Genomic DNA, 17506 nt, shown 5'->3' on the forward strand with positions numbered 1-17506 from the left:
CGGCGGCCGGGGCGTCCCGCCCGCGAGCCGCGGTGCGAGGTGACCGAGTTACGTCGTGCGGAACGCGCGGTCGCCGGCGTCGCCCAGACCGGGGACGATGTAGCCGTCGTCGTCGAGGTAGTCGTCGATGGAGACCGTCAGCAGGTCGACCTCGGGGAACTCGCTGTCGACGCGGAGCAGGCCGTCGGGCGCGGAGACGGCCGAGAGGACGAACAGCTTCTCGGGGTCGACGCCCGCGTTCTCGAGGATGTGGTCGAGGACCGAGCACATCGTCGAACCGGTCGCGAGCATCGGGTCGGCCACGATGACCGTGTCTTTCTCCGTGATTTCGGGGAGCTTCACGTAGTCGATGGTGATGGGGAAGCCGCCGTCGTCGTCCATCCCCGCCTCCTCGTCGCGGCCGGCGGAGATGACGCCCTGCTTCGCCCGCGGGAACGCCTTGAGCAGTCCCTCCACGAACGGCGTCGCGGCGCGGAGCACGTTGATGATGACGACGTTGTCGAGCCCCTTCACGCGCTCGCCGGTCGTCTCAGCCAGCGGGGTCTGGATGGTGACGTACTCGGTCTCCATCGCGCCGTCGATTATCTCGTAGCCACAGATGCGGCCGAGTTTGACGAGGCCTTTCCGGAAGGCGACCTGCGTCGTCTCCACGTCCCGGAGGCGCGAGAGCGTGTCCTTCGCCAGCGCGTGCGTGATGAGGTACGCATCGTCTCGGTCTTCGATGGGCATCTTACTGAGAAGGCGGTTTCCCGAAGGACATAAATGCGGCTATCGGCCGCCAGCGGTGCCCTGCGGGTAGTTCACGCGTAGAATGGGTCGGCGGCGCATCCCGCGGTTTCAGTTCGTCACGAGGTACGTAACCGCCGTGAGCACGAGCGCCGCGGAGGCGACGTTGACCGCCGAGAAGGCCGCGAGGTCGAGGTACGACAGGCCGTAGACGACGACCGCCGCGAACGCCGTCGAGAGAACGAGGTTCATGACGAACAGCACCCGCGGGTCGCCCTCGCCCCACTCTATCTCGTCGGCCCCGCGCCCCTCGTCGTCGCTCCCGGCCCCTTCGGCTTCGCCGCTCATCGCCCGCCCTCCGAGGCCGCGCCCGTGGTCGGCACCGACTCGCGCTCCCGGGTCGGCTCCGCGAGCGCGACTTCCTCGCCGGGGTCGGTCGGGAAGTCGCCGGCGTCCGCGGACGCGCCGGGGTCGAGCAGGTGGGCGTCGAGCGCGGCCGCGAGCGCGTCTTCGTCTATCTCACGGCCGATGAACACCAGCTCGGTCCGCCTGTCGCCGTGGTCGTCGTGCCAGTCGAGTTCGGGGTGGTTGCGGCGGTAGGTGTCCTGTTCGAACTCGGGGCGCGAGGCGACCCACGGGCCGGCGGCGGCGACGTACGCCGACGGGCCGGCCTGACTGTAGGTGAAGTGTACGTTCTCGGCCCCGGCGACCCACAGCGAGCCCTTGGCGCGGACGACTGACTCCGGGAGGTTCCCGAGGACCGCGGCCGCACCGTCGGGGTCGAGCGGTGCCCGCCGGCGGTAGACGAACGAGGTGACGCCGTAGGTCGCTTCCGCGTGTAGGGTGTCGTCGTGGTCGTGGTCGCCGTAGCCGCCGTGGTCGTGGTCGCTGTGGTCGCCGTGGCCGCCGTGGCCGTCTCGGTCGCTCTCGTCTCCTCCCGTAGCACTCTGCAACGCCGTCCGCCAGCCCACGGGCGCGTCGGGGTCGTGGAGGTCAGAGAGGAGCAGGTCCACGTCCACGTCGCCGCGGGTCGTCTCCACCACGGTCGCGCCGGGACGGAGCGCCTCGACCGCGTCGCGGACCGCCGCGAGTTCCGCGTCGGAGACGAGGTCGCGCTTGTTGAGGACGACGAGGTCGGCGCTCTCGACCTGCTCGACGAGGAGGTCCGAGAGGGGGCGCACCGAGCCGTCTCCCTCCTCGGCGACGGTCCGGTCTGGGTCGCCGTCGCCGAAGGTGTCCGCGAAGAGTCTGGCGTCGACGACCGTGGCGAGGCCGGCCACGTCGTAGCGGGCGGCCGCCCGCGAGGTGACGAACAGCCGGGCGACAGGGCCGGGCTCCGAGACGCCCGAGGCCTCGACGACGAGGTGGTCGAACGACCGCTCGCGCGCGAGGCGGACGACCGCGGTTTCGAGGTCGTCCTGTAGCTCGCAGCAGATACAGCCGTTCGAGAGTTCGGCGACGCCGTCGCCGACCGCGAGGTCGGACTCCTCGGCGACGAGTTCGGCGTCGACGTTCACGGAACCCATGTCGTTGACGAGCACGGCGATGTCTCGGTCGCCGGCGTGTGTCAACAGGTGGTTGAGAAGCGTCGTCTTGCCCGCCCCGAGGCTCCCGCCGAGCACCGTCACCGGAATCGTCTCCCCCGCGTTCATGGGCGGGCCTACCGGGGCCGCACATATGAAATCGCAGGTAACCAGCGTGGACGTTCGTGAACGATACCCTTTTGTCCGAAAGCGGGTGAGTGTGTAAACTGATGACGCTCGCCGCGCGCATCGAATCCTTTCGCGAACTCGTCGAAGAGTGGCTCCGCGGCCTCTACCACGGGCTGATTTCGCATCCCGCCTACGAGAAGATTGAAAAACAGGCCGAGGACGACGAGGACGCGTTCATGCTCGCGTGCTTCCCCGACGCGTTCGGCATCCCCTCGCCCATCTCGTACTACACCGCCGAACTGCTCCCGTACCTCGAAGACGAGTTCGAGGCGTGGGAGCGGCGGATGTGGGACCGCGGGTCGCTCCTCGAACGCAAAGGTCACCAGTACCACTTCTAACATGCGCAAATTCGTCTTCTTCGGCGGCAAAGGCGGCGTGGGCAAGACGACGATGTCCAGCGCCTACGCGGTCAAGTGCGCCCGCGACGGCGTCCGGACGCTCCTCGTCTCGACCGACCCGGCCCACAGCACGAGCGACGTGTTCGACCAGTCGTTCACCGACGAGCCCGCGGCCGTCGCGGACGAACCGAACCTCGACGCGATGGAAATCGACCCCGAGACCGAGGTCCGCGAGCACCTCATGGAGACCAAGCGGGCGATGGGCGACCAGGTCAGCCCCGCGATGGTCAACGAAATCGACCGGCAGATAGAGATGGCCCACCAGACGCCCGGCGCGTACGAGTCGGCGCTGTTCGACCGCTTCATCGACGTGATGCGCTCCGCGGACGAGTACGACCGGGTCGTCTTCGACACCTCGCCGACCGGCGGGACGCTCCGACTGCTCTCGCTGCCGGAGTACCTCGACGGCTGGATTCAGCGGCTCCTCCACAAGCGAAAGGAGTCGGTCAAACTGTTCGAGCGCGCGGCCATCGGCAACAACGAACCCCGGCGGATGATGGACGGCGACCCCATCATCGCCCGCCTCGAACAGCGCCGCGACGACTTCTCGTTCGCCAAGGAGACGCTTCGGGACGACGCCGCGTTCTTCCTCGTCGTGAACCCCGACGAACTCTCGCTCCGGGAGACCGAGCGCGCCATCGACCAACTCGACGACTACGGCCTCGACGTGCGCGGCCTCGCGGTCAACCGCCTCACGCCCGAACCCGACCCCGAGGAGTCCGGGCGGGGCGCGACGTTCTTGCGCGAGCGAGTCAAGACAGAGCGAGAGCACCTCGACGACCTCCGCGAGAATTTTTCACCGCCGCTCGTCGCCGCGGTCGAGACGCGGGTGGCCGAAGTCAAAGGCGACTTCCTCGGCGAGGTCGCGGCCGAACTCGACATCGACACCGCGCCCGACGTTCAGTGAGCCGGTAAACCGACCGCACGGTGAGAATTTTCGGTCACCTCGGCGATTGAACCTGTCGTTCGAACACGATACATTCCTATCTATCGTTAACGTTAAGGTGGGCATTTTCGTGTCACCGAGTGGGGCAGCGTACCATGGTACAAGTCATTTGGTTGGTCGTCACGGTACTCGCGTTGTTTACCGTCGGGTATCTCGGTTACTCCCGATATCTCGCGCAGTTCGTCGAGCTCGACGACAGTCGTGAGACGCCAGCGCACAAGTACGAAGACGGCCAAGAATACGTTCCGGCGAAAAAGCCGGTGTTACTGGGGCATCACTATTCGAGCATCGCAGGCGGCGCGCCGATTGTCGGGCCGATTACGGCGGGCGTGGTGTGGGGCTGGCTCCCGGCGCTCGCGTGGATCGCCATCGGCAACCCGCTTCTCGGGAGCGTTCACGACTTCGTGTCGCTGTCGAGCAGTCTGCGACACGACGGGAAGTCCATCGGCTACATCATCGGCGAGTACGTCGGCGAGCGCGGCAAGAACATGCTGTTGTGGTTCGCGTTTCTCACCATCGTCCTCGTCGTCGCGGTGTTCGCCCTCGTGGTGGCCATCGTGTTCAACGCCTATCCGGAGGCCGCCACGGCGAGTCTGGTGTACATCGTCCTCGCGGTGCTGTTCGGCGTCTACCTCTACCAACTGAACCTCCCGTTCCTGCTCGGGACGGCCGTCTTCGTCGTGGCGATGTTCGTCGGCGTCTACGCGGGGATTCAGTTCCCGATTGCGCTGTTCGAACCCGCGGCCCGAGCGCCCGCCGAGACGTTCGTCCTGTTCTCCGGCTCCGGCGCGTGGCTCCCCGGTGCGAGTTCGTTCAACGGGAACACCGCGGCGTGGGTGCCGCTCATCCTCGTCTACGGGGCCATCGCCAGCGCCCTCCCGGTCTGGGTGCTCCTGCAACCGCGCGACTACCTCTCGTCGTTCCTGCTGTACGCGGGCGTCGGCGGCGCGCTCGTCGCTATCGTCGTGGGCACGTTCTTCACGAACCCGACCCAGCCGCTCGTGACGAACCTCGAACCGTACTACGGGTTCATCGGGCGCTCCGGCGCGCCGCTGTTCCCGCTTCTGTTCATCACCATCGCCTGTGGGACCATCAGCGGGTTCCACTCGCTCGTCTCGTCGGGCACGACCTCGAAACAACTGAACAAGGAGTCCGACGCGCGCGTCATCGGCTACGGCGGCATGCTCGGTGAGGGACTCCTCGCCACCGTCGCGCTGGCGACGGTCGCTATCATCGCGCCCGACGTGGGCGGCGGTATCGGCCTCGCGCTGCCGACGTTCGCCGCGGGTGGCGGCGTCATCCTGTCGAGCTTCGGCATCCCGACTTCCTTCGGCGGGCCGTTCATGGCCCTCGTGCTGGTCAGCTTCCTCCTCACGTCGACCGACACCGCGGTTCGACTCGGTCGCTACATGATGGAGGAAATCGTCGGGACGCCCGAGACGCCGGTCGAGGAGTTCGCGACCAACCGCTACGGCAACGCGTTCGTGCAGTCGCTGCCGGCGTACATCCTCATCACGAGCGGCTCGTGGTTGACGCTCTGGCAGCTGTTCGGTGGCGCGAACCAGTTGCTCGCCGCGCTGGCGCTCCTGACCGCGACCGTCTGGCTGGCTAACTGGGACGACTCCAAGCAGCTCCTCAGCACGGGTCTGCCGATGGCCCTCATGACGACTATCACGTCGCTGGGTCTGCTCTGGCTCGCGTTCCACGACAACCTCTACGCGAAGTTCCTGAACGCCGAGTGGATGGCCTCGGCGGGCACCTTCGCGATGGTGTCGGCAGTCGTCCAAATCGTCCTCGCGCTGGTGCTCGTCTACCTCGCGCTGTCGCTGGCGAAAATCGGTTACGACAACATCAAAGACGCCCGGAGCTCGGGCGGCGGTGGCGGCGGTCGTCCGCAGCCGAGCGACGACTGACGCGCGGCCGTTCGACTACTCCGTTTTCTCTTATCGACGAAGCTTCCCGAGGAGCCGACGCAACAGCCCGTCGGAGACGGCCGGCGAGCCGTCGCTCCAGAGCGTGAACGCGGCGACCGAGTCGGCGTTCCGGCTGGCGACGGCGTCCTCGTCGGTCGGCGCGACGACGGCGAGGTTCACCTCGTAGTGACCGTAGTAGCCGAACTTCAGGAGCGTCCGGTCCGCGAAGTCGGAAACGAACGACCGGACCTCGTCCGACACCGCGTCGGCGACGAGCACGAAGGTGAAGTCCGTCCCGTAGTGCTTCTCGTCGGGTTCTATCCACTCGTCGGCGAGCGCGTGGCCCAGTTCGACGAGCCGTTCGAGTTCGGCGACCGTCGCCGACTCGACTCGCCGCGCGAACATGTACTCCATCGCGTGGTGGTTGGCGTAGTTGATAGACTGGTGGAGGAACTGCTTTTGGCTCTCCATGCGCATCGAGCCGAACAGGTCGAACCGCTCGCCGCGGACGGCGTACTCCCGCTCCAAGTCGTAGTTGTACATGAGCCGTTCGGCGACCCGGTCGAGGTACTCGTCGTCCCACTCGGGGCGGTCGAGGGCCGGACCCGGAGCCGACGCGTTAGCCTCGGTCGACTTCCCCGACGTTCCGGCTCCCTCGGCGTCCTCGGGCTCGACGCGCTTCATTCCTCGTCGGGGTCGTAGACCACCGCGTCGCCCGACACGGCCGGCGAGCCGAGCGCGAGCAGTTCGACCGGCTCGTCGGCTTCTTCGGGGTTGTACGCCCGGTGGGGGCTCTTCGGGTCGGCGACGAACAGGCCGTCAGCGCCGACTTCGAACGTCTCGTCGGGCGTCTCGACGAACAGCGTGCCCGAGAGGACGTAGAACGCCTCTTCCTGTTCGGTGTGGTAGTGGTACGAAAGCGGCACCTGCTCGCCGGGGGCGGCCCGGAAGCGGTTGAGCGCGACGGTCTCCAAGCCGCCCTCGCCGCCGATGCGGCGGAGTTCGCACGGGCGGTCGTCGGCGGGTTCGACGGCGGTTGCGTCCACGATGCGATATCCCATGAGACGGAGCAACACGTTCGACCCTATAAGCCCGTCGCGACCCGTCCGAAAACCAAGGTTTATTCGTGAAGGTTTCGAACCGCGGCGCATGACAGACTCGTCCCGCGAGGCCTGCGGTCGGTGTTCGATGACCACCGTCGTGGACGCAACCGCGAGCGAGGACCGCGACCCGCTCGGTGACGACCGAATCGAACTCGACGAGTCGGCGCTCCGACTCGCGTCGCCGGCGGCGTGGCTCGGTCGGGTGTCGGCCCGCCTCGACGCGGCCGCCGAGCGGTTCGTCTACCGCGACCGCTAGGCGTTCCCATGCGTGTGCGAACCTGTCCCCTCGTAGAGTTTATACCGTCTGGCACGTACACCCGTCAACGACAATGGAAGAGAGCATCTCCGGGTTCAAGCGCCGCGGCACCTGGGACGAGGTCGTCGAACACGGGGAGCGAATCACCCGAGCGCTCCGCGACGCCGACGTCGACGGCGCCGCCTTCGACGACTGGGACGAGTGGCGACCGAAGTCCCACGAGCGCCTCGGCGAGGACGTCAACGAGAAGACGGCCCAGCAGGCCAGCGTCGGCGAGGGCGAGGGCGAGAAGGCGGGCAAGACGCCCAACGACGACCTCAAGACGGCGGGCGAGAAGCTCTCTCGGTCCTACGAGCGTGTCGAGGAGGGCGACAACGAGGGGGCCGTCGAGTCGTGGCAGGACTCCATCAACTACGTCGCCCGCGCGGCAGACTCCGCCGGCCGGAAGGCGCTGCGGAAGGTCGAGGACACGGTCTACCGCAACGTGATGACCCAGTTGGCACCGTACTACTTCGACAACGAACTCGTGAGCGCGAACATCCAGCAGGTCGGTCGCGGCTCCGGCGACGAGCGGTTCGTCTTCGAGGTGAACGTCAACGACGACGAACTGAAGTCGATGGTGTCGGAGACGCTGCGGGACTTCGAGGACGAAATCGACCGCTGGCACATCGACACGCCGAAAGAGACCGAGGTCGCGGAGGTCGTCGAGGGCGTGGAGGTTCCGGTGACGGACGACGAACAGCGGTCCAAGTCCACGACGAACTGACGCGCGTCTCGCGCTGACTCGACTCGTCGAGCGTGGTCGCCGTCGTCGGCGTCCGCCGTCATCGACAATACTGATACCGTTCGCCCGCGACCCTCCGGTATGCCCGAGCCGCTTCGAGTCGAGTCCGGCGAACTGACCGCAGACGAAATCCTCGACGCGCTCCGCGAGGGCCGCCGCGTCGTCGTCCAGGCGGAGATGCTCGGCGGTATCCACGAGGTGACGCTCCGACACGACGGGACGGTCTTCTACTGCGACACGCCGACGACGCTCCACAAACACGACGACGAAGACGGCATGCGGGACTGCGTGCTGAAGATGGGGTACGCGAAATCGGAGTAGCCGCGCCGTCCCGTCCGGGACGACCGCTCGCTCGCCTGTAGGTGAGGGTTTAATCCGGCGCACGGCGAACAGGTGTGCATGGCCGACGCACCGGACATGGGCGAACTGATGGAGACCGAGGACCCGAACTTCGGACAGGTCCTCGCGTGCGTCTTCGGCATCCAGAGCCACGAGAGCCGGACGTATCTCGCACTACTCGACAACCCCGGCAGCACCGTCGCCGAACTCGCGGAGGTGCTCGACCGCGACCGGAGCAACGTCAACCGCTCGCTGACGACGCTCCTCGACAAGGGGCTCACCGAGCGCAAGCGCCGCCTGCTCGACCCCGGCGGCTACGTCTACCAGTACACGGCGACCCCGCTCCCCGAGGCCAAGGAGATGATGCACGCCGCGCTCGACGAGTGGGCCGAAGACGTGCACGCCCGCATCGACGCCTTCGGCGAGTCGTAGCCCTCCCCGACCGACCGCGTTCCCGACGAGGTCGTCGCCCGGCAGGTGCCGCCCAAACCCGCCCGCTTTTGTCCCTCTGGTGCCACCGCCCGAGCAATGAGCCTCGAACTCACGGCACCCGCCCCCGAGGAGCCATCCGTCGCCGACGACGGCACCTGGCTCGAATGTATCGCGTGCGGCGCGCAGTTCGCGCCGTTCGAGGACGTTCGGTACACCTGCGACGACTGCGACGGCCTCCTCGAAGTGCGCTATGCGTCCCCGCCGACGTGGGACGACTTCGAGGGCCGCGGCGTCTGGCGCTACAACGCCGCGCTCCCCTTCGAAGAGGGCGTCTCGCTCCCCGAGGGCGCGACGCCGCTGCACGAAGTCCCCCGCCTCGAAGCCGACGTCGGCGTCGAGACCCTCCGCGTCAAACACGAGGGAATGAACCCCACCGGCTCGTTCAAGGACCGCGGCATGACCGTCGGCGTCCGCGTGGCGAAGGAACTCGGCGTCGGCCGCCTCGCGTGCGCGTCGACCGGGAACACCTCGGCCGCGCTCGCCGCCTACGGCGCGCGCGGCGGGATGGAAACGCTCGTGCTCCTCCCCGCCGGCAAGGTCGCCGCCGGGAAAATCGCGCAGGCGTCGCTCCACGACGCGCGCATCCTCGAAGTCGACGGGAACTTCGACTCCTGTCTCGACATCGTACAGGACCTCGCCGCCCGCGGCGAGGCGTACCTCCTCAACTCGCTGAACCCCTTCCGCTTGGAGGGCCAGAAGACCATCGGCCTCGAAATCTTAGAGGAGTTCCACGAGGACTACGGCACCTACCCGGACCGCATCGTCCTCCCCGTCGGCAACGCGGGCAACACCTCCGCGCTCTACAAGGCGTTCCGCGAACTCGTCCAGTCGGGCGCGCTCGACGTCGACGACGTGCCGAAACTGACCGGCGTGCAGGCCGAGGGTGCGGCCCCGATGGTCGAAGCTATCGAGAACGGCTGGGACGAAACCCGCCGCTGGGACGACGTCGAGACGCGTGCGACCGCCATCCGCATCGGCAACCCGGTCAACGCGCCGAAGGCGCTCCCCGGCATCCGCGAGACGGACGGCATGGCCGTCGCCGTCTCCGACGAGGAAATCACCGAGGCGCAGCGGGACCTCGCAGCCGAGGGCGTCGGCGTCGAACCCGCCTCCGCCGCCTCCGTCGCCGGCCTCCGAAAGCTCCGCGCCGAGGGCGTCGTCGACGCGGACGAGCGGGTCGTCTGTCTCACGACGGGCCACCTGCTGAAGGACCCCGACGCGGCGTTCGAGGCGGGCGACGACCCCGAACCCGTCCCGAACGACACCGAAGCGGTCCTCGAACACCTCGCCGAGTAGGCGCGACCGGTTCGGTCCGACCGTCGCCGACGGTCGCGAATATCGGCGGGCGGAGCCGTCTGACCGCGGACGATGACGCGCGTCGGGTGCGCGTCTGACGCATCCTTTTCATTCTGTGGTACGTCGTGGCACACGATGTCGCTCAGCAGTATGCCGACCGGAACCGTCAGTCGGGACGGGGCCGGGTCGAGAACGTACCCGCCGGACGAGCCCGAGCGAGGGTCGTCCACCGCCGCGGCCTCGTCCGCACCCGCGTCCACGTCCGCGTCACCCCGTGGTCACCGCCAGTCACCCGCGGGCGACACCCGGGGTCGAGACGCTCTCCAGCGCGAGAACGAGGCGCTCCGTCGCGCGAACGCCCGACTCAACGCCCGCCTCGACAGCGCCGACGCGGACCGACAGGAGATAATCGACCGCTACGAACGACTGTTAGCCGAGAGCCGGGGCCGTGGTCGGCAGCAGACGCACGGCCGCTCGGGTCGGCGGACCGACCGGTCCCGTCGCTCGGGCTCGGAATCGAACGCGGTCGCCGCGGTCCGGGCGGTCGCCGACCGCGTGGTCGACCGGGTCGCGTCGGCGTTCGGCCGACGGTAGTCCGGCTTTTCTTTCAGAAAGAGGTGCGGTTCGTCCGCTTCAGAGCGTGATGAGGTCCACGTCGATGATGCGGTCGTCGGCGAGGAGCTTCTCGCGGACGCTTTCGGGTACGTCGTCGTCGAGGTTGTAGACGGTCAGCGCCTCGCCGCCGGCCTTCGCGCGGCGGGCGTTGAACATCCCGGCGATGTTCACGTCGTTCTCGCCGAGGACGGTCCCGATGAAGCCGATGACGCCCGGCTTGTCGTAGTTGCGGGCGACGAGCATCTGGCCGTGCGGGATGGCGTCGAGGCGGTAGCCGTTGATGCGGACGATGCGCGGGTCCTCGCCGGTGAACAGCGTCCCGGAGACGGTCATCTCCTCGTCGCCGTTGCGGACGGTGACGGTCACGAGGCTCTGGAAGTCGTCCGACTGGCGGGACTTCGACTCGACGACCTCGATGCCACGTTCCTTGGCGACCTGCGGGGCGTTGACGGCGTTGACCTGCCATTCGAGCGGCGCGAAGACGCCCTTCAGCGCGGAGGCCGTGACGAGTTCGACGTCCTCTGCGGCGATGTCGCCGGTGTAGGTGACCTCGACCTCGTTGAGGCGGCCGTCGAGCAGTTGGGCGGCGATTTTGCCGGCGGTCTCGGCGAGGCCGATGTACGGCTGGATGCGCGGGAAGGCGCTCTCGTCGACCGAGGGCGCGTTGAGCGCGTTGATGACCGGCTCGTCGCGGAACGCGGCGACGATTTGGTCGGCCGTCGAGACGGCGACGTTCTCCTGTGCGGCCGAGGTGGACGCGCCGAGGTGCGGCGTGACGACCACGTCGTCGACGGAGAGAAGCGGGTTGTCGGGCGAGACCGGCTCGTCGGCGAACACGTCGACCGCGGCCCCGTCGATGACGCCGGCGTCGACGGCCTCGGCGAGGGCGGCCTCGTCGACGACGCCGCCGCGGGCGCAGTTGACGAGGTAGCCGCTCCCCATCGTTTCGAGTTCGTCGGTGGAGATGAGCCCCTCCGTCTCGGGGGTCAGCGGCGTGTGGACGGTGAGGAAGTCGGCGCGGGAGAGACAGGCATCGAACTCGACGAGTTCGGCACCGAGCTGGTCGGCGCGCTCCTCGCCGATGTAGGGGTCGTAGGCGACGATGTCCATCCCGAGCGACGAGAACTTCTTTGCGACCTCTTGGCCGACGCGACCGAGGCCGACGACGCCGAGGGTCTTGCCGTTGACCTCGTTGCCGAGGTAGTCGGACTTGGCCCACTCGCCGTCTTTCAGGCGGGCGTGGGCCTGCGGAATCGAGCGCGCGGCGGCGAAGCCCATCGCCACCGTGTGTTCGGCGGCGGCGCGGACGTTCCCCTCGGGCGCGTTGGCGACGATGACGCCGTGTTGAGTCGCGGCGTCGATGTCGATGTTGTCGACGCCGATGCCGGCGCGTCCGACGATGACGAGGTCGGGTGCCGCCTCGAACACCTCGGCGGTCACCTGCGTTCCGGAGCGGACGATGAGCCCGTTCGCGTCGGAGACGGCTTCGAGCAGCGCGTCACCTTCGACATCGTACGCGGTCTCTACCTCGTAACCGGCCTCGCGTAACCGGTCCAGACCCGCGTCGGCGATCGGGTCCGTGACGAGTACCTTCATGCGCGTAGGGTCAGACCCGTGCGGGTTAAGGGTTGTCACAACGGCCGATATCGTGACATTGAGACTGTCTCGCACGGTTCGGGTCGCCCGACGTTCTCGCCCACTAGTATTATCTCGGCGAGTCCGATAGATTCTGTAGATGGTCTTCCGTCCCGAGAACGCTTCGCCGGCGACGCAACCGCCCGAGGTGTCGCTTCCGGACACCGGGTCCGTGCTCATCGCCGGTCCGACGATGACGCGGAAGCGACGGCTCATGCTCTCGATGCTCGCGCCCGGCGAGCGCGACGACGTGGGGACGGTCGTCGTGACGACCAAGAAGCCCGCCCCGAGCATCGCACAGGAACTGTCGCACATCAGCGGCTCGCCCCCGGAGCAGTTCGAGGTCATCGACACGACGAGCGTCGCCGACCTCCTCGGCGACCGCGCCGACGCGGGGAACCTCCGGTACGTCTCCAGCCCCGGCGACCTGACCGGCATCGGCATCCACCTGACGGAGTCGCTCCGACAGCACTACGAGGCGAGTCGGGCGGCCCGCGTCGGCCTCCACGTCCTCTCGACGCTCGTGATGTACGTCGACCTCAAGCGGCTGTTTCAGTTCCTTCACGTCATCACGGGTCGCATCTCGGCGGCGGGCTTTTCGGGCGTCTTCACGCTCGACACCGGCTTCGTCGACGAGCGCGAACTCGCGCTTCTCAAGCAGCCGTTCGACGGGTTCGTCGAGACGCGAGACACCGACGGCGACCCGGAGTTCCGGGTCCGCGGACTCGACGACGGCCCGCGGTCGTGGACGCCGCTTCGACTCTGAGCGGGCGTCGCGGCCGCCCCGAGAACGTTCTCACGACAGGTGCTTCGACGCGAGGTCGACCAGCGGCGAGTTCGCCCGGTCGAACGTCGCGATGGCCCCCGACCACTCGTCGTGCGGGTAGATGGCGACGACGACCTCGTCGAACCACCTAATGACGGCGTTCAACTCGCCGTAGTCGTCGAGTTCGGGTTCGTTGACGGGTTCGCCGAGCGCCTTCAGCACGAGCGTCTTCACGCGCTCGGTGCGCGCGTCCGGTTCGAGCGCCGCTTCGATGTCGTCGCGGAGGTAGAGCAGCTCGAACGACTCGCCGTCGTACTGCCCGACCGCGCGCACGTCGGCCTCGTCGAGGTCGCGCAGACCCCGGACGAACTGTCGGAGCGGGGTGTCGCCTTCCTCGCCGAAGTCGTCGGCGAGGTCGGCTTCGACATCGCTGAGCCGCTCGTGTTCGGCGTCGTGGAGGTCGTCCATACGTGCTTGTCAGGGAGACGACCGGTAAATAGCTGTGCGCGGCGCGACGCTGCTTTCCTCCGGCGGCCGACTCGGTCGCTGTCTCCCTCACCCGATAACTGCCGACGCGGAAGCTTTGAAACCCCGCGGCGACGACGGGCAGATATGCGCATCATCGCCTTCGACTTCGACGGCACGCTCTCGGACTCCGAGATGACGGTTCTCCTCGGCAAAAAGAACGGCACGGCCGACGAGATGGCCGACATCACCGAACGAGCCATGAACGACGAGATGAGCTACGCGGAGAGCCTCCGGTCGCGCGCCCGCCTCCTCGAAGGCCTCGAAGAGGAACTCGCAGAGGAAGCCTACGGCGAGGTCGAACTCCGCCCCGGCGCGGCCGACCTCATCCAGCGCCTCCGCGACTACGGCCACCACGTCGCCATCTTCACCGGCGGGTTCGAACGCGGCGTCGAGCGCGCGCTGGAAAAGGAGGGCGTCGAGGTCGACGACATCGTCTCGAACCGCCTGCCCGTGAAGGGCGGCCGACTCACCGGCGACGTGGAGGGGTCGCTCATCGAGGGCACGAAGGACACGGCGCTTGAGAACCACGCCGCCGAACACGACGTCCCGATGGACCGCACCGTCGCGGTCGGCGACGGCGCGAACGACCTCCCGATGCTCGAAGTGGCCGGCCTCTCGGTCGGCTTCGTCCCCAAGGACGCGGTCCGCCCGGCCTGCGACGCCGTCGTCGCCTCCATGGACCGACTCGGAAAGCTCTTCGAGAGCCACGGGATTCTCGACGCCGACGAGTAGTCTATTTGTGGCCTGCTAACACTTATCATATTCCGGCCCGTAGCACCGCGCATGTCAATCAGCGACGTCAACACACCCGAAATCTGGGTGGCGGGGTTCGTCTTCGTGGCCCTCGCGCTCGCCGCCCTTTTCGAGGGCGTCGTCCTCTTCGACGTCCGCACATTCGGCGTCGACGAGTCGATTCCCGCGGCCGTGGCAGTCGTGGGGACGATGCTGGCGCTGTGGTGGTTCGACGACGGGTGAAAAAAGACCGGTCCGGTTCTGCGGCGCTTACCGATTCAGCGTGTGAATCGCCTGCCCGAGCGCGTTCTCGGCGGCCTCCATGACCGCTTCCGCGAGCGTCGGGTGGGTGTGGATGGTCGACGCCACGTCTTCGAGCGTCGCGCCCATCTCGATGGCGAACGCCAGTTCGGCGATTAGCTCCGAGGCCTCGGGGCCGACGATTTGCGCCCCGAGGACGAAGCCGGACTCCTCGTCGGCGACGATGCGGACGAAGCCGTCGGCGTGGTTCGTCGTCAGCGCGCGGCCGGACGCCCGGAACGGCATCTGGCCGACGACGGGTGAAAAGCCGGCCTCCTCGGCGTCGGCTTCGGTCATGCCGACCGTGCCGATTTCGGGGTCGGTGAACACCGCCGCGGGGACGGCCTGACTGTCGAAGGCGACCGGCTCGCCGGCGATGTGCTCGGCGGCGACGATGCCCTCCTTCGAGGCGACGTGCGCGAGCATCGGCGTGTCCTCGACCACGTCGCCGACGGCGTAGATGTGCTCCACGTCGGTTCGGCGGCGGTCGTCGACCGAGAGGAAGCCGCGGTCGTCGGCCTCGAGACCGGCGCTCTCGATGTCCATCGTGTCGGTGACGGGCGAGCGCCCGACGGCGACGAGCACCTTGTCGGCGCGGTACTCGTTTTCCTCGCCGTCTTCGGTCTCGGTGGTCACCATGATGCCGTCGTCCTCCTCGCGCCAGCCGCTTGCTCCCTCGCCGAAGTGCATGTCGATGCCGAGGTCCTCGGCGCGCTTGCGGACGACGCGGGCCACGTCGGACTCGTAGCCCGGCAGGATGTCGTCGAGCATCTCGACGACGGTCACGTCCGCGCCGAGCTTGGCGAACGTCGTGGACAGCTCCATCCCGATGTAGCCGCCGCCGACGACGACCAGTCGCTCCGGGACGGTGTCGGCCTCGAGGGCGTCGCGCGACGACCACACCGGCTCGTCGCCGAAGTCGAAACCGGGAATCTGGATGACGCGCGAGCCGGTGGCGATGATGCAGTGCTCGAACTCGATGGTCTCCGAGCCCTGTCCCTCGCCGCCGTGGGCGATGCGGACGGCGTTCTCGTCTTTGAAGCGGGCGGTTCCCTCGACGAGGTTGACGCCGTTCGCCTTACAGAGCTTCTCGACGCCGCCGGTGAGCTGGTCCACGACGCCGCTCTTCCAGTCGCGCAGTTGCGACATGTCGACGACGGGGTCGGCGTGGATGCCCATCTCCTCCGCGTGGCCCGCCTCGTGAGCGAGGTTCGCGCCCGTGATGAGCGCCTTCGAGGGGATACAGCCGTAGTTGAGGCAGGTGCCTCCGTAGGCGTCCTTCTCGACGAGTGTCGTGTCGATTCCCTTCTGTGCGGCGCGGATGGCGGCGACGTAGCCGCCCGGTCCCGCGCCGATGACGAGCAGGTCGGTTCCGGTCGCGATGTCTCCGACGACCATTATTCTAACACCAACAGCTTGGGGTCTTCGAGCAGTTCTTTCACGCGGTTCGTGAAGCGAGCGCCCTGCGCGCCGTCGACGATGCGGTGGTCGAACGACAGCGAGAGGGTGAGGACTTTTCGCGGCACGACCTCACCGTCGACGACCCGCGGCTTGTCTTTGATGGCTCCGAGCGCGAGAATCGCCACCTCGGGGTAGTTGATGATGGGCGTCGCGTACTCGCCGCCGATGCCGCCGATGTTGGTGATGGTGAAGGTGCCGCCGCGCATCTCGCCGGGCGAAATCTTGCGGTTGCGGGCCTTCTCGACCTTCTCGTTCATCTCGTCGGCGAGTTCGAGCATGCCCTTGCGGTCCGCGTCGTGGACGACGGGGACGAGCAGGCCGGCGTCGGTCGCGGCCGCGACGCCGATGTTGTACTCGTCGCGCAGGACGATTTCCTCGTTCTCCTCGTCGAGCTGCGAGTTGAGATACGGGAAGTCCTTCAGCGCCGCGATGACGGCCTTCATCACGAACGGCATGTAGGTCAGCCGCGAGCCGCGCTCCTCGGCGACCGGTTTGAGCTGTTCGCGCAGTTCGACGAGTTCGGTCACGTCCACCTCGTCGTGGTGGGTGACGTGCGGCGCGGTGTACTTCGAGCGCTGCATCTGGTCGCCGATGGCCTTGCGGACGCCCTTGTAGGGGACGCGCTCGCCGGCACCGGGACCGGTGTCGGCTTCGGCGCTCTCGGCCGGTTCCGGCTCGCTCGTCGCCTCGGCGGTCGCGGTTCCGGCGTCGGGCTCGGCGGCCACCGCTTCGGCGTCCGCGGCCTGCGCCTCGCGCTGGGCTTGGGCGTACTCTTGGACGGCCTCGGGCGAGACGAACGCCTCGCCGTCGCGCATCTCGGTCGCGGGGACGGCGTTGATGTCAACGCCCTCCTCCTTGGCCAGCGCGCGGGTCGCGGGCGCGGCGAGCGTCTGTTCTCGGTCGGCGCTCTCGGCCGACGCGGATGTGGACGCGCTCGACGTTCCCTCGTCGCGCTTCGCGGTCGCGGACTTCCCGTTGCTCTGGACGGTCCGCGGGCCGCTGGATTCGTCCTCGTCGCCGTCGTCTTCCGCGGCGGCGCGAACGTCGCCTTCGGTCACGCGGCCGCTCGGGCCGCTGCCGTCGACGGATTCGAGACTGACGCCGAGTTCGCGGGCGAGTCGTCGGACGCTCGGCGGGGCGAACACGCGTCCGCCGGAACCGGAGTCGTCGTCGTCGCCGGCGTCGTCGGACGCCTGCGCGTCGTCGCTCTCGGCCGTCTCCTCGGCATCCGCGTCGGCTGTCTCGTCGGCCTCGTCGTCGCCACCCACCCGGATGGTGATGATGACGTTGCCGACGGGGACGACCTCGCCCTCCTCGGCGAGGAGTTCCTCAACCGTCCCGTTGAACGGCGAGGGCACGTCGACGAGCGCCTTGTCCGTCTCGACCTCCGCGAGCACCTGGTCTTCTGTCACCTCGTCGCCCGGCGCGACGTGCCACGTTACGAGTTCGCCTTCCGCGACGCCTTCGCCGACGTCGGGGAGTTTGAATTCCTTGAGCGCCATCG

General features: G+C 68.0%; 21 protein-coding genes. 12 read left to right on the forward strand and 9 right to left on the reverse strand.

What is annotated here, in order from left to right; translation table 11 throughout:
- Positions 1 to 48: 48 nt before the first annotated feature.
- The 3 genes from upp to C5B91_RS14535 form a co-directional block, all read right to left on the reverse strand.
- On the reverse strand, positions 49 to 729 hold the full coding sequence (gene upp / locus C5B91_RS14525) for a uracil phosphoribosyltransferase (RefSeq protein WP_008090895.1): 681 nt from the start codon (positions 727 to 729) through the stop codon (positions 49 to 51).
- A 108-nt stretch (positions 730 to 837) separates the two neighbouring features.
- On the reverse strand, positions 838 to 1074 hold the full coding sequence (locus C5B91_RS14530) for a hypothetical protein (RefSeq protein WP_008090892.1): 237 nt from the start codon (positions 1072 to 1074) through the stop codon (positions 838 to 840).
- Positions 1071 to 2378, reverse strand: coding sequence for a GTP-binding protein (locus tag C5B91_RS14535; RefSeq protein WP_115819898.1), 1308 nt, complete (start codon positions 2376 to 2378; stop codon positions 1071 to 1073). Before C5B91_RS14535 ends, C5B91_RS14530 begins: the two co-directional genes overlap by 4 nt.
- 101 nt (positions 2379 to 2479) lie before the next feature.
- On the opposite strand from C5B91_RS14535, the gene C5B91_RS14540 reads away from it, so the two are divergent.
- From C5B91_RS14540 to C5B91_RS14550, 3 genes are all read left to right on the forward strand, one after another.
- On the forward strand, positions 2480 to 2776 hold the full coding sequence (locus C5B91_RS14540; RefSeq protein ID WP_008090889.1) for a hypothetical protein: 297 nt from the start codon (positions 2480 to 2482) through the stop codon (positions 2774 to 2776).
- A 1-nt stretch (position 2777) separates the two neighbouring features.
- Positions 2778 to 3743: a TRC40/GET3/ArsA family transport-energizing ATPase gene (locus C5B91_RS14545; protein WP_008090887.1), complete on the forward strand. Its 966-nt coding sequence runs from the start codon at positions 2778 to 2780 to the stop codon at positions 3741 to 3743.
- 134 nt (positions 3744 to 3877) lie between these two features.
- Positions 3878 to 5695 carry a carbon starvation protein A gene (locus C5B91_RS14550; protein ID WP_008090886.1) on the forward strand — a complete coding sequence of 606 codons (1818 nt, stop codon included), beginning with the start codon at positions 3878 to 3880 and terminating at the stop codon, positions 5693 to 5695.
- A 30-nt stretch (positions 5696 to 5725) separates the two neighbouring features.
- On the opposite strand, the gene C5B91_RS14555 is transcribed toward C5B91_RS14550, so the two are convergent.
- The gene (locus C5B91_RS14555) at positions 5726 to 6379 is read right to left on the reverse strand and encodes a hypothetical protein (RefSeq protein ID WP_008090885.1); all 654 of its coding nucleotides are present in this window, start codon (positions 6377 to 6379) and stop codon (positions 5726 to 5728) included.
- Entirely contained in the window at positions 6376 to 6756 is a 381-nt protein-coding gene (locus C5B91_RS14560; RefSeq protein ID WP_008090884.1) for a cupin domain-containing protein, read from the reverse strand. Before C5B91_RS14560 ends, C5B91_RS14555 begins: the two co-directional genes overlap by 4 nt.
- An 88-nt stretch (positions 6757 to 6844) precedes the next feature.
- Between C5B91_RS14560 and C5B91_RS14565 the strand changes: the two genes are divergently transcribed.
- From C5B91_RS14565 to C5B91_RS14590, 6 genes are all read left to right on the forward strand, one after another.
- Complete coding sequence (locus C5B91_RS14565; protein WP_008090883.1) at positions 6845 to 7054, forward strand: hypothetical protein; 210 nt, start codon at positions 6845 to 6847, stop codon at positions 7052 to 7054.
- A 73-nt stretch (positions 7055 to 7127) separates the two neighbouring features.
- A complete protein-coding gene (locus C5B91_RS14570; protein WP_008090882.1) occupies positions 7128 to 7820 on the forward strand; it encodes a DUF5828 family protein in 693 nt (230 codons plus the stop codon).
- Positions 7821 to 7919: 99 nt separating this feature from the next.
- Positions 7920 to 8159, forward strand: coding sequence for a hypothetical protein (locus C5B91_RS14575; protein WP_004974161.1), 240 nt, complete (start codon positions 7920 to 7922; stop codon positions 8157 to 8159).
- Positions 8160 to 8237: 78 nt separating this feature from the next.
- Positions 8238 to 8609, forward strand: a complete 372-nt coding sequence (locus tag C5B91_RS14580) for a helix-turn-helix domain-containing protein (protein ID WP_004044838.1) — start codon at positions 8238 to 8240, stop codon at positions 8607 to 8609.
- Positions 8610 to 8705: 96 nt separating this feature from the next.
- Entirely contained in the window at positions 8706 to 9965 is a 1260-nt protein-coding gene (gene thrC / locus C5B91_RS14585) for a threonine synthase (protein ID WP_115819899.1), read from the forward strand.
- A 135-nt stretch (positions 9966 to 10100) separates the two neighbouring features.
- Complete coding sequence (locus tag C5B91_RS14590; protein ID WP_115819900.1) at positions 10101 to 10559, forward strand: hypothetical protein; 459 nt, start codon at positions 10101 to 10103, stop codon at positions 10557 to 10559.
- A gap of 39 nt (positions 10560 to 10598) precedes the next feature.
- Here C5B91_RS14590 and serA read toward each other — a convergent pair whose 3' ends face one another.
- Positions 10599 to 12176, reverse strand: a complete 1578-nt coding sequence (serA, locus tag C5B91_RS14595) for a phosphoglycerate dehydrogenase (RefSeq protein WP_049967890.1) — start codon at positions 12174 to 12176, stop codon at positions 10599 to 10601.
- Positions 12177 to 12315: 139 nt separating this feature from the next.
- On the opposite strand from serA, the gene C5B91_RS14600 reads away from it, so the two are divergent.
- Positions 12316 to 12981, forward strand: a complete 666-nt coding sequence (locus C5B91_RS14600) for a hypothetical protein (RefSeq protein WP_008090878.1) — start codon at positions 12316 to 12318, stop codon at positions 12979 to 12981.
- Positions 12982 to 13011: 30 nt separating this feature from the next.
- Here the strand turns inward: C5B91_RS14600 and C5B91_RS14605 are convergent, their stop codons facing one another.
- Positions 13012 to 13449, reverse strand: a complete 438-nt coding sequence (locus tag C5B91_RS14605; protein ID WP_008090877.1) for a hypothetical protein — start codon at positions 13447 to 13449, stop codon at positions 13012 to 13014.
- A 144-nt stretch (positions 13450 to 13593) separates the two neighbouring features.
- Here C5B91_RS14605 and serB point away from each other — a divergent pair, with 144 nt between their 5' ends.
- The gene (gene serB / locus C5B91_RS14610; protein ID WP_008090876.1) at positions 13594 to 14241 is read left to right on the forward strand and encodes a phosphoserine phosphatase SerB; all 648 of its coding nucleotides are present in this window, start codon (positions 13594 to 13596) and stop codon (positions 14239 to 14241) included.
- Between the two features lie 51 nt (positions 14242 to 14292).
- Positions 14293 to 14484 (forward strand): hypothetical protein, encoded by a 192-nt coding sequence (locus C5B91_RS14615; protein ID WP_115819901.1) that lies wholly within the window; start codon positions 14293 to 14295, stop codon positions 14482 to 14484.
- A 27-nt stretch (positions 14485 to 14511) separates the two neighbouring features.
- Here the strand turns inward: C5B91_RS14615 and lpdA are convergent, their stop codons facing one another.
- On the reverse strand, positions 14512 to 15939 hold the full coding sequence (gene lpdA, locus C5B91_RS14620; protein ID WP_008090874.1) for a dihydrolipoyl dehydrogenase: 1428 nt from the start codon (positions 15937 to 15939) through the stop codon (positions 14512 to 14514).
- A complete protein-coding gene (locus tag C5B91_RS14625) occupies positions 15939 to 17504 on the reverse strand; it encodes a 2-oxo acid dehydrogenase subunit E2 (protein ID WP_115819902.1) in 1566 nt (521 codons plus the stop codon). The genes lpdA and C5B91_RS14625 overlap by 1 nt, the downstream gene beginning before the upstream one ends.
- Between the last annotated feature and the right edge of the window lie 2 nt (positions 17505 to 17506).

The organism is Haloferax sp. Atlit-10N (assembly GCF_003586325.1).
GTDB classification, from domain to species: Archaea; Halobacteriota; Halobacteria; order Halobacteriales; family Haloferacaceae; genus Haloferax; species Haloferax prahovense.